The sequence below is a fragment of the uncultured Ruminococcus sp. genome, from assembly GCF_946415235.1.
Lineage (GTDB): Bacteria > Bacillota > Clostridia > Oscillospirales > Ruminococcaceae > Ruminococcus.
The window spans coordinates 1-12995 of record NZ_CAMKRR010000083.1 but is presented as its reverse complement, the minus strand read 5'-3'; the positions used below and the strand labels follow the sequence as shown (position 1 = coordinate 12995).

Below are 12995 nucleotides of genomic sequence, written 5' to 3'. Positions count from 1 at the left end.
ACAAAGCGCAAGTGTAATTTCGGGCGGATAATATCCGCCCCTACGAATATAAATTATGATTTATTATACCACATTTCATTGGAAATATCAATCGGGAGCAGACTATTGACAAAAATATAACAACGTGCGCTTTTTTATATATCACCCGAACGGTTTACCGCGTATTATTACAGTATAAGTGTCCGAAACCGCAATTATTGCTATAACTTTAGGTAATATTGCTATTCCTAAAAAATACCGTAAATGACTATTGACACATTGACAAAAAACAGATATAATAGTATTTGAGGAACGTTCGGTTTTTTACTGACTTTCTGTTCGCGGAGCATTATTTCCGCGTATTATATGATAATTTTTTAGGAGGTATTATACAATGTCATTGACAAAAAATCCCAACGTATTAAAGTGGGTTGACGAGATGGTTGCTCTCTGCCAGCCTGACAAGGTAGTATGGATCGATGGCTCAAAGGAGCAGATCGACTCACTTATCGAGGAAGTTACTTCGCTCCCCGATGACAGCTGGGACAAAATGTACAAGCTCAACCCCGAGAAGTATCCGAATTGTCTCTATCACAGGACCCGTGCTAACGACGTTGCACGTGTTGAGGACAGAACATTCATCTGCTCAAAGGAAAAGAAGGGCGCAGGTCCTACAAACAACTGGATGGCTCCCGACGAGATGAAGGCTCTCCTCACACCTATGTACAAGGGAGTTATGAAGGGCAGAACAATGTATGTTATCCCTTATTCAATGGGACCCATCGGTTCTCCTCTTGCTAAGGTAGGCGTAGAGGTAACAGACTCTATCTACGTTGTACTCAACATGAACATCATGACACGTATGGGCAAGCAGGCTTTCGAGAACCTCGGCGATACTTCCGATGATTTCGTAAGAGGCCTCCACTCAAAGGCTGACGTTGATCCCGAGAAGAGATACATCGTTCAGTTCCCTGAGGAAAATACTATCTGGTCTATCAACTCTGCTTACGGCGGAAATGTTCTCCTCGGCAAGAAGTGCTTCGCACTCCGTATCGCTTCATTCCAGGGCAAGAACGAGGCTTGGATGGCTGAGCATATGCTTATCCTCGGTCTCAAGAAGCCAAACGGCGAGGTTAAGTATATCACAGCAGCATTCCCGTCAGCCTGCGGCAAGACAAACCTTGCAATGCTCATTCCGCCCGAGGGATACAAGAAGGAAGGCTATGAGGTATTCACAGTCGGCGACGATATCGCTTGGATGAAGCCCGGCAAGGACGGCAGACTTTACGCTATCAACCCCGAGAACGGCTTCTTCGGCGTTGCACCCGGAACAAACGCAAAGTCCAACTACAATGCTCTTGCTTGTACAAAGAACGGCGCTATCTTCACAAACGTAGCTCTCGACAACAGCGACAACACTGTATGGTGGGAGAAGCTCAACGAGAATCCGCCTAAGGACGCTACAGAGTGGACAGGAATCAAGTGCGACGGTGAAGCTTGGGTAGCTGAGGGCAAGAAGCTTGCTCACCCCAACTCAAGATTTACAGCTCCCGCACAGAACTGCCCCTGCATCTCTCCTGAGTTCAACAATCCTGAGGGCGTGCCCGTATCTGCTATCATCTTCGGCGGCAGACGTGCATCAACAGCTCCTCTCGTATATCAGTCATTCGACTGGACACACGGTACATACATCGGATCAGCTGTATCTTCAGAGACAACAGCAGCTGCTACAGGCGCAGTAGGCGTGCTCCGTCACGATCCTATGGCTATGAAGCCCTTCATCGGCTACAATGTAGGCGACTACTGGGCACACTGGCTCGAAATGGGCGCAAGACTCGGCAGCAAGGCTCCTAAGATCTTCAATGTAAACTGGTTCAGAACAGACGATCAGGGCAACTTCCTCTGGCCGGGCTACGGCGAGAACATGAGAGTTCTTGACTGGATCATCAAGAGAGTTGACGGCGAAGTTGACGCAGTTGAGACTCCTATCGGATATCTCCCCAAGCCTGAGGATATCAACCTCAAGGGCATCGAGGACGAGGTAACACCTTCTGCTCTCAAGCAGCTCCTCACAGTTGACAAGGACGAGTGGAAGAAGGAGATCGCTGAGATGAGAAGATACTATGACGAGGACATCAAGGCTAAGGGCGGCAATATCCCGCAGGCACTCTACGATGAGCTCGACATGATCGAAGCAAATCTCAACAAGTAATTGAAAATTTAAAGCTCCCCGAAAGGGGAGCTTTTTATGTACAGCCTTATTCATTTACGTGCTCAAACAGATCGCCCGGCTGACATTCGAGAGCCTCGCATATGGCGTTCATGGTCTCAAAGCGTATGCCCTTCATTTTGCCTGTTTTGAGGTTTGAGAGATTGACGTTTGTCATGCCGACTTTTTCGGCAAGTTCGTTCAGGGACATCTTGCGGTCAGCCATTATTCTGTCAAGTCTGATTATTATTGCCATGCCGCACCGCCTTATGCAATCGAGTCGTTGTCTTCCTGAAGACTGAGACCGTATACGAAAACCTCGGATAATATGCCGATTATTACACCAATACCGATTATAAGTATATTCTGCATATCAAAAGATATGGTCACTGCGAATTGGCTGTCATCTACAGGTATAGTCGAACAGGACGGTATAAGGCCGCCTGCCAAGAGGATAACTGCCATTAAGCGGAGCTTGGTTATTATTTTTTTTGAGAAGGGCTTGCCTGTTTTGCGAATTTCAAGCAGTATGAGTGCAAGAAGTCCCAGCTCTGCGAATATTACAAGGGAGCAGAGACTGTTGGACAGGTACTCCTTCATATTTGTGTGATCCGCATAGCCTATAAACTGCCATACAGACAAAACAAGCGCAGCGAGGCAGAATAAACAGCTTAGAATGGTGTCGATAAATGTACGTTTCTTGAGTTTTTCAGATATCATTTTGTTCATAACAGCATCTCCTTTTAAAGTGTTACTTTAAGTTTTTAAAGTTTTATCAGCTGATGACTGTATTATAGCACGTAAATTAAAGCATGTCAATAAGTATTTAAAGTGATACTTTAAATATTGCCAAAATAGACAAGATGAACGCTCACTGAAAATATTCACATGTGCAAGATGGCTGAACTTCCGCATCAAAATAAAAAAAGCTCCCCATTCGGGGAGCTTTCCATATTTCTCGGCAGTTGCAGAGAAATGAAAACAGAGCGTTGCTTAAATTATCGGTGCAAAACACTTTTTATGTGAATAATGACTGTAAAAATATTGGTGTATTTGTATTATATCACACTTTCCTGTTATATACAATATAAGTATTTAACAAAAAAGCCTTCCTCTCTTAGTATAATATGAATATAATTCTGTACGGGCTGTAATACGGAAAGTCGGCTTTTTGATTTTTTGACCGGGAAGTGTAACAGTTGTGAACGCCGCAGCGATTATTATTACGTAAGGGGGCAGATCATTTGCCCAAAGTAATAATTCCAAAAAAACACATGAAAGGGGTTGCTTTTTTTTCCGTAAACTGCTATTATAATAAATGTGTTCTCAATAACCGCCTTCAGGCGGTTATTGTCCTGAACGGAGTTCGGGATAAGACGCTTCTCATGAAATATGTATCTGCACGTACATATTCCGTGATGTCAAGCTTGTTTTGAAAGGAAAGAAAAAATGGAAAAGTTCATCAAGTGGTGCGTATCTGTACTGCCCAAGCCGATGCAGGATATATATTACAAATACGAAGAAAAGTGGCTTTACCTCGTTTTTGGCGGACTTACTACCGTAGTCTCTATTGTGACAAAGCTCCTTCTCTTCTGGCTCGTCCCCGGCGAACCGAAGTGGGAGAGCACCGCAGGCGTTGTATTCTCGTGGATATGCGCGGTGACTTTTGCGTTTTTCACCAATAAAAAATACGTTTTCAAGAATGAGACCAAGGGCGCAAAGGAGTTCTGGAAGGTATTTGCCTCATTCTACGGCGCAAGACTTGCTACACTGGGCATGGAAGAGGCGATATTCCTCATATTCTGCGACTGGCTCGGCATGAGCAAGACCATAATCACTTTTGTGAGTCAGGTTTTCATATTCATCGCAAACTATATCCTGAGCAAGGTCTTTGTTTTCAAGAACAAGGAAGAAGCTCCTGCGGAGCAGAATAATGACTGATACTCTGAAAATAGGAAATGTCACCATAGAGCGGACGGCTGCGCTTGCCCCTATGGCAGGAGTTGCAGACCGTGCCTACAGGCTCATGTGCAAGAAGTACGGAGCCGCTTATGTTGTGAGCGAAATGGTCTCCGCCAAGGGCATATGCTACAGCGACCGCAAGACCGCGGAGCTCTGCACCGTTACTGACGGGGAGCGTCCCATGGCAGTGCAGCTATTCGGCAGCGAGCCCGATTTCATGGCAGAAGCGGTAAAGATAGTGCTTGATTACAAGCCCGATATAATAGATATAAATATGGGCTGTCCCGTTCCGAAGGTAGTCGGTACGGGTGCGGGCTCAGCGCTGATGAAGGACGTTAAGCTTGCGGCAGCTGTTGCGGAAGCGGCAGTAAAGGCGGCAGGTGATACTCCCGTCACGGTGAAGATACGAAGCGGCTGGAGCGTGGAAAGCATCAACGCTCCCGAAATGGCAAAGGCTCTTGAAGCGGCTGGAGCTGCGGCAATAGCGGTCCACGGGCGCACAAGGGATATGTTCTACAGCGGCGCTTCGGACACGGAAATTGTCAGGGCGGTAAAAGAAGCGGTCAGCGTTCCTGTTATCGGGAACGGCGATATAACTGACTTCCGCACCTGCTCGGAGATGTATGAGCGGACAGGCTGTGACCTTGTAATGATAGGACGCGGCAGCTACGGAAACCCCTTCATTTTCCGTGAGATAGCCTCGCAGCTTCGCGGAGAAGCCTATGTTCCGCCGACGCTTGAAGAAAAAATGCACGTTATGCTTGATCACATACGGCTGATACTTGAGCTCAGCGAAAAATGCGAGGAGCTCGCCATGCATGAAGCCCGAAAACACGCAGCGTGGTATATGAACGGGTACTACGGCTCGGCGAAATTCCGCGGCCGCTGCTATCAGCTTTCATCTTATGCCGAGGCGGAAGCTCTTGCAGATGAGTTTATCGAGCTGCAGCGGCAGCGCGAAATAAACAAAGTGTAGAAAAAAGTATACCTTTTGGATAAAAAATACCAAAATTGACAGATTGCACAAATGAGAGATCGAAATTTCGTATAAATCAACAAATGTTGGGAAGTGAAAAAGTTACAAAGGCAGAATTTGGCTTAAATCCGATGTTTGTAATCAAGATTTAATCTGCCGGATTATAAAACAGCTTGTAAACTCATTTAAGTTTGATACAAAATGTAATTGCCAAATGAAAAATAATGTGATATAATATGAATTGAAAAAGCGGTATATTTATTGTATTTTTATACTGCTTTTATATAGGAGACCTTTATGAAACTAAGAAAAGGACGTGCCGCAGGGGCACTGGCGGTTCTGCTGGCGATCGTTGCAGGCGGCATAGGCTGCGGAACAATAGTCGGCAAAGCCAATAACGATCCGCAGGAAGATTCTAAAGCCGAAGGGACTACAGTTCCCGAGGAAACTACCGAGGAACAGACAACTCTTCCGCCCGATAAGGTAGTCCATGTAACGGCTGCGGGCGACAATCTGATACATCACTCGGTTATGGTTAATGCCCGTGAGCTTGCAGGCGGCAGCGGCTATGACTTCAAGCCCCTGTATTCCGAGGTAAAGTACCTTATTCAGGACGCCGATGTTGCTGTCCTCAATCAGGAAACGGTGATTTCCGAAAGCAACGAGGTAAGAGGTGCTGAGGGCGGAGTGCTCATCTTCAATTCGCCTCCCGAGGTAGCCGACGCGGTAATAGACCTCGGCTTCGATGTGTTCACAATGGCTAACAACCATCTGCTCGATATGGGTACGAGCGGACTTGAGGAGTCCATAAATTTCTGGAACAGAAAAGCTGTGGAGAACGACCTCACGGTCCTCGGAGCTTACCTTGACGAGGAGGATGCGAACAATATCCGCGTCCGCGAGGTAAACGGCGTAAAGATCGCATTTCTCGCCTATGCGGAGCATATCAACGGCTTCGACGCACTGCTTGATGACGTGCCGCTCAGAGTTATAAAGAACGATGAGGAGGACGTCATCGAAAGACAGATCAAGCAGGCAAGACAGATAGCCGATGCTGTCATTGTTTCGGCGCACTGGGGCGCTGAGGATACGACTATCGTTTCCGAGGACAGGACAGAGCTTGCAAATAAAATGGTGGAATGGGGAGCAGATGTTATCCTCGGCTGCCATACACATACAGCCCAGACTATGGAGTGGATAGAGCGTGATGACGGAACGAAGGGCTTTGTCTACTACTCAATGGGCAATTTCATATGCGCTCAGACAGACAATTTTAATGTTGTCGGAGAGCTGGCGGACTTCGATATAGTTATCGACGGAACCACAGGCGAGCTGAGACTTGAGGACGTGGGATGCATACCTACGATCGTCCATTATGAGAGCGAATTCTCGAACATGAAAATATACCCCTACAGCAAGTATTCACCCGAGCTCGCAGAGCGTCACGGACTGCCTTATGCGGTGCCTCAGGGTACGTATACCGACTTCGGCTGGGACGTATTAAATGACATAATTGATGAGGCAATTCCTACTGAATTTCGCAAACTCGACAAATAATTTGAAAAATTCATTTTTCATTCAAAAACGTGTTAAAAACGTGGTTTTTAAGGAAAAATCGGATTGTGCAAACCGTGCAAAAAACCTATAAGCAGTTTATGTAAAATACCAAAAACGATATGAACCTATTTACTTTTTTTTAGACCTGATATATAATGAAATCATGAATAAATATAGACTTGGCATTAAGTGTCTCATCACGGCAGTGTGATGTGTCTTACGACAAAATCACTGCGTGCAGAGTGCGGTACGGTCACAGACTGACATCAGAGGGGAGCTTCGGAGCAGTGTGTACAAACGCTTGATCTGTTGAATGATCCGCTTTAACCGCAGCTCGGAGTGCTAAGGTCTCGTCTGTATTGACCGCAGCGGCGATTGCCGCCCGTCAGGTACGCATATCATCGTCAGGATGATGCGGTTTTGCGGACGGCGGATGAAGTATCCGCCGAATTAAGACAAGATATAATAAAAGGGGCATACCCGTTCCTTTGTTATATAACATTATTGAAGAAGGAGGAAAAAATAATGAAGACAAAAAAGGTAGTCGTCGGAGCATTGGCTGCGATGCTTTCACTTTCAGTCTGCTCACTTGCACCTGTAGTAGCTGCCGGCGAAACAGTGCAGATATCCGTTGGCAAAACTAATGCAGAGGCAGGTGCAGAATTTTCGGTGGATGTATCATTGGCCGATATCCCATCTTCCGGTATCCAGGCACTCGACTTTGCTGTAACTTATGACAGCAAGGTGCTCACAATTACATCAGTTGAACAGGGTACTCTTATAAACAAGAGCGCAGAGACAGCTGACAAGTCAGCAGCTCTTTCACCACTCTTCGAGAGCTCTATCAACTCAAAAGAGGGCTTTGTGAGCATGATCTGGTCGACTTCTACTGATGACGCTTCGTATTGGCTCAAGGGCGACGGCGTGTTCTGTACTATCAAGGGCACTGTAGCAAGCGGTGCAACAAGTGGTGCAGTTGCCGATCTTAAGATCGTTCCTATTGATCGTGAGACATACGCAGGTTCAGGTTCTCCCAACGGAGATATCGGCTGCGGCTACGAGAAGGACGGCAAGCCTGTAAAGCTGGCAACAAGTGTTGACAACGGCAGCGTTACAGTTGGCAAGGTTGTTACAACAACAACTACTACAAAGCCTGCTGAAGATATCGTTCGCGGTGATGCAAACTGTGACGGTACAGTAGATATGGGAGATGCAGTTCTCATCATGCAGAGCCTCGCAAACCCGAATAAGTATGGCCTCAGCGGATCTGATTCCAAGCACATTACTGAACAGGGCAAGCTCAACGGCGATGTTGATGACGAAGTAAAGGGTCTTACATCAAATGATGCACTCAAGATCCAGAAGTACCTGCTCAAGAGCATTAAAGAGCTCTGATCCGAGATTATCTGATTTGTCCCCCTTACAAAGGAATACAAACCCAATTTATGTTTTATTAATAGGCGTAAAAACCTAAAGAAAGGAATTATTACAAATGAAAAAGTTAATTTCTGCAGTCACATCACTGTGTATGGCTGCATCAATGGTAAGCGCAGTAGTTCCTGCAACTGTAGGTGCTGCAGACGCTTCCAAGGGCTTTGCTATTAAAACATATGACATCAGCAAACCATCAGCTGCTGATGCTAAGTCCTCCATAACAATCAACAAGAAGGATATCCCCGCAGACGGTTATGTTATCCCTTCTGCTGTATATTATTCAGAGGGTACTAACAAGACTGACTCGCTCCTCGTTGCTATAACGACAGATTCAAAGGATATCTCCTTTGCTCTTCATAATCCTACAAAGTCTTATACAGACGAAGAGAAGTCATATACGCTCGGCGGAGATACATTCGAGACTGATAATTATATCTCATTTGCTGGTTCATACGATGATCTCGATGGCTATGCAGCAGCTGGCAAGTATGTATTCGGTATTGATTCATCCCAGTCAGCAGCAGGCACAGACAACTACTTCATCGGCTGCTCATGGACAAACAACGGTAAGGAATATGCTTGGGCTGGCGAGAAGTCAGACTCATATCCTTTCTATGTTTTTGATGCTATAGTTCCTCAGAATATCGCTGCAGGTACTTACACTATCAACTTCTGTGAGTACAATACAGATGCTTCAGGTGTTAACGACAACCCATCACCTCTCGTAGAGGGCGAGAAGACAAGATTCACCACAAAGGGTGGAAACCTCAAGCTCGAGACAATGACTATCAAGGTTACAGCTGACGGCGAAGAGGAGAAGACTACAGCTTCTACAACAACTACTTCTACAACATCCAAGAAGGATGAGGAGAAGACAACAACAACTACAACTCAGAAGGTTCAGGACGGCGATATCCAGTTCACATTTGCTGACAAGAACGGCAGCAGTGAGATCGAGGCTAAGGCCGGCGACGAGATCACAATTTATGCAAACGTAAAGGCTGGCGGTAAGGCAGTTTCAGCTATGGACGTTCAGTTCGCAGCTTCAAACGGACTTACAATCACAAAGATCGGCGGCAAGTCCACTGCTCTTGACGGCGTAAGCGTTTCTACAAACATTGATGAGTATCGTGCAAACTTCACATCTACAGGCGATGACGGTGAGCCTATCGTTCCTGCTGATGGAAAGGCTGCATTCACACTTCAGGTAAAGGTTCCTGATGATGCTAAGGATGCTTCTTACACAATCGGCTTTGCTGATCAGTGCAAGGTATTCAAGGACAGCACAAAGTTCAACTACTCTACAAGCTTTGCTCCTGCTACTATCAAGGTAGGCAACGGCGAGCAGGGTGTCACAACTAAGACAACTTCTAAGGATGAAGAGAAGACAACAACAACTACAACTACAACTAATAAGCCTGTTCAGGACGGCGACATCCAGTTCACATTTGCTGACAAGAACGGCAATACAAAGATCGAGGGTGCTAAGCCCGGCGATGAGATCACAGTTTACGCTAACGTAAAGGCTGGCGGTAAGGAAGTTTCAGCTATGGACGTACAGTTCGCAGCTACAAAGGGACTTACAATCACAAAGATCGGTGGCAAGTCTACTGCTCTTGACGGCGTAAGCGTTTCTACAAACATCGACGAGTATCGTGCAAACTTCACATCTACAGGCGATGACGGTGAGCCTATCGTTCCTGCTGATGGAAAGGCTGCATTCACACTCCAGGTTAAGGTTGACGACAATGCTGCTAACGGTACATACACAATCGGCTTTGCTGATCAGTGCAAGGTATTCAAGGACAGCACAAAGTACAACTACTCAACAAGCTTTGCTCCTCTCGAGATAGTAGTTGGCGAGACTGAGACAACAACAACTACAACAACTACTACAACAACAACATCTACAACATCCAAGAAGGATGAGAAGACAACTACAACATCTTCTACAACAACTACATCTACAACATCCAAGAAGGATGAGGGCACAACAACTACAACAACAAAGGACGGCGGTTCAGACCTCAAGCAGGTATGGGGCGATGCTAACGAAGACGGCGAAGTAAACGTTTGTGACGTTGTTCTCGTACTCACATACATTGCTGATCCTTCAATTGATTACTTCACAGAGCAGGGCAAGGTTAACGCTGACGTTGCAGGCGATAAGGGTATCAACTCTGAGGATAGCGATACACTTGTTAAGTACTGCCTTAAGAAGATCAACAAGCCCGCTTGAGAACAGTATAAGAACGTACTAATTTAATAAGAGCTTTGTGCTCGGAAAGGAAATGCACTGATGAAGAAACTGCTTTCAGCAGTTACATCCGTTGTCATGAGCGCTTCGCTCATGACAGGTGCATTTGCTTCGTCAGTTAGTGCTGCCGGCAGTTTAACTGTCGAGCAGCCTAACATTAGTATGGGCGAAGTACTGGATGTTTCTGCTAAGACATTCGCTGCAGACGGATCAGTTGAATGGAAGCTCCCTACAATTACAGCAGCTCCCGGTCAGACGGTGACAATGCCTATAGTTGTACAGGGTACAGGCCTTGAAGTAGCAGGCGGTCAGTTCGTGATCAAAGCCGCTTCACCAATCGCTTTCAATTCTATCGTAACAGGAAATGCATACGGTTACGAGATCGCGTCCAACGCAGACGAAAATACATTTCTTTTTAGTGGTGTAAAGGGTATCAACGCTGCACAGAATTCTGTAGTAGGTACTCTTAAATTCACTATCCCCGCAGATTGTGCGGAAGGCAAATATGACGTAAAGTGGTCTGAGGGTGCTGTAAGTGCTCCGGGCGGTAAGAATGTAACAGACAAGGTAAAATTCACAGACGGTGTTATCAATGTCAAGAAGGGCGCTGACGGCACAGTTGAGTGGGTACTCGACAATGTTACAGCTGTTCCCGGACAGAAGGTAAATCTCTCAGCATACGTAAACAACGCAGAAGGCTCAGCTGTAGGAGTTGCAGGCAGCCAGTTCGTTATCGACGCTGGCACAGCTGTAAAGTTCGATTCCGTTAAGGACGGCGGAGCATATGATGCTAAGATCGAGGTCAACGCCGAAGGCGATAAGCCCGCATTCCTCTTCTCAAAGGTTGCTAAGGAAGGCGTGGTTGCAGCTGATAAGGCTGAGATCATGACACTTACATATACTGTTCCCACAGACTGCCCCGCAGGCAAGTATGATGTAAAGTGGGCAGAGCAGGTTGTAAGTGACGGTCTTGCTAAGAACATCACCTCTAAGGTAAAGTTCACAGACGGTTCTATCACTGTTAAGAGCAGTGACGAGCAGAACGGCAAGATCAAGTGGGTTCTCGGAAACGAGACCGCAAAGCCCGGCGACACTGTAAAGCTCAGCGCAGTTGTTGATGATGCCGATAAGGCAGCTCTCGCTATCGCAGGCGCACAGTTCGCTATCAATTCTGCATCAAAGGACATCAAGCTCGTAGGCGTATCTTCTAAGTCAGAGGCTTACGATGCAGCAGTAAGCTCAAATCTTGATGAAAATGTTATCCTTTTCGGTAAGGCAGGTTCAGCTTCTGTAGCTGCTGCTGACGGAAAGACAGTCGTAACACTTGAATTCAAGGTTGATGCTAAGTGTGCAGACGGCAAGTACGCTATAAAGTGGGCTGATAAGGTTATCAGTGACGCTTTATCAAAGAATATCACTTCAAACGTAGAGTTTGTAGACGGTTCTATCACAGTTGATTCAGGCGATACTGACGAAGTATCATGGATCATCCCCGATGTAAATGTTGAAGCTGGCGCTACAAGCGCAGAGCTCAAGGTACAGGTAAAGGGCGATTCAAAGCTTGCAGTTGCAGGCGCTCAGTTTGCAATCGACGTCAAGTCACCGATCACTCTTAATTCAGTATCAGGCAAGCCTTACGGTGCAGCTCTTTCTGACAACAAGGATAAGAATACTTATCTCTTCGCATCAGTAAAGGGTGCTACAGCTAAGGACGGCGACGTATTCGCTACACTTACATTTGATATCCCTGCAGGTACAACAGGTACATTCCCTGTTAAGTGGGCAGATACAGTAGTAAGCGGCGAAAAGGGCGTAAACATTTCATCAAAGGTTAAGCTTGTAGACGGTTCTATCACAATCGGCGGAACAACTACAACAACAAAGCCTGATGAGAATACAACTACAACTACTTCATCTACTGTTGATCCTAAGAAGACAACAACTTCTACAACAGTATCATTCCCGATCACAACCACAACAACAGCTCCTATCGTTATTCCTGACGGCAAGTCAATTGCTTGGGTAGTTGACAATGTATATGCTCGTCCCGGCGATGAAGTTAAGGTTGAGATCAAGGTATACGATCCTAACAAGAAGGCTCTTGCTATCGCAGGTGCTCAGTTTGATATGGAGTCAGGCGAGAATGCAACACTGACAGCAGTTGGCAAGAAGTCCGCTTACGGCGCTGACGTTCAGACAAGCGACGATAAGGTAAGACTCCTCTTTGCTGACAGCAAGCTCAAGTCAGCTGACGACGGCGCAGTTGTTGCAGAGCTTACTTACACAGTAAGTGCAAACGCTAAGGAAGGCGAAGTAATTCCTGTAGAGATCAAGAATCTCGTTGCAGCAGGTGAGAAGAGCGCTAACATAGCAGCTCAGATCTACACTGTAAAGGGAAGCATCACAGTTCTTCCTAATCCAAAGCCAACTTCTACAACAGAATTTAATGACCCAACAACAACAACAACTACTACTACTACTAATACTACGTCTTATATATCAACGTATACAACGTTTACAACTACCACAACCTCAGGTACAACGACCAAGGACGGTGGCAGCACAACAACTACCACAACCTCAGGTACAACAACCAAGGACGGTGGCAGCACAACAACAAC

The 12995-nt window shown here is 46.2% G+C and carries 9 protein-coding genes; 7 read left to right on the top strand and 2 right to left on the bottom strand.

What is annotated here, in order from left to right; translation table 11 throughout:
* The first annotated feature begins 373 nt into the window (after positions 1–373).
* On the top strand, positions 374–2191 hold the full coding sequence (locus Q0R37_RS12240) for a phosphoenolpyruvate carboxykinase (GTP) (RefSeq protein ID WP_294754761.1): 1818 nt from the start codon (positions 374–376) through the stop codon (positions 2189–2191).
* A 46-nt stretch (positions 2192–2237) separates the two neighbouring features.
* On the opposite strand, the gene Q0R37_RS12235 is transcribed toward Q0R37_RS12240, so the two are convergent.
* Together Q0R37_RS12235 and Q0R37_RS12230 are read right to left on the bottom strand one after the other, a co-directional pair.
* Positions 2238–2444: a helix-turn-helix transcriptional regulator gene (locus Q0R37_RS12235; protein ID WP_173459858.1), complete on the bottom strand. Its 207-nt coding sequence runs from the start codon at positions 2442–2444 to the stop codon at positions 2238–2240.
* A gap of 11 nt (positions 2445–2455) precedes the next feature.
* The gene (locus Q0R37_RS12230; protein ID WP_294754760.1) at positions 2456–2917 is read right to left on the bottom strand and encodes a hypothetical protein; all 462 of its coding nucleotides are present in this window, start codon (positions 2915–2917) and stop codon (positions 2456–2458) included.
* A gap of 720 nt (positions 2918–3637) precedes the next feature.
* On the opposite strand from Q0R37_RS12230, the gene Q0R37_RS12225 reads away from it, so the two are divergent.
* From Q0R37_RS12225 to Q0R37_RS12195, 6 genes are all read left to right on the top strand, one after another.
* Positions 3638–4129, top strand: coding sequence for a GtrA family protein (locus Q0R37_RS12225; protein WP_294754759.1), 492 nt, complete (start codon positions 3638–3640; stop codon positions 4127–4129).
* Positions 4122–5126, top strand: a complete 1005-nt coding sequence (dusB, locus tag Q0R37_RS12220; protein ID WP_294754758.1) for a tRNA dihydrouridine synthase DusB — start codon at positions 4122–4124, stop codon at positions 5124–5126. The genes Q0R37_RS12225 and dusB overlap by 8 nt, the downstream gene beginning before the upstream one ends.
* Positions 5127–5423: 297 nt before the next feature.
* Positions 5424–6683, top strand: a complete 1260-nt coding sequence (locus tag Q0R37_RS12215) for a CapA family protein (RefSeq protein ID WP_294754757.1) — start codon at positions 5424–5426, stop codon at positions 6681–6683.
* 525 nt (positions 6684–7208) lie between these two features.
* Positions 7209–8078 (top strand): cohesin domain-containing protein, encoded by an 870-nt coding sequence (locus tag Q0R37_RS15695; protein ID WP_366517431.1) that lies wholly within the window; start codon positions 7209–7211, stop codon positions 8076–8078.
* A gap of 97 nt (positions 8079–8175) precedes the next feature.
* The gene (locus tag Q0R37_RS12200) at positions 8176–10356 is read left to right on the top strand and encodes a dockerin type I domain-containing protein (RefSeq protein WP_294754756.1); all 2181 of its coding nucleotides are present in this window, start codon (positions 8176–8178) and stop codon (positions 10354–10356) included.
* Positions 10357–10416: 60 nt separating this feature from the next.
* Positions 10417–12995: cohesin domain-containing protein (locus Q0R37_RS12195; RefSeq protein ID WP_294754755.1), on the top strand; the 2579-nt coding region annotated here is incomplete at its 3' end.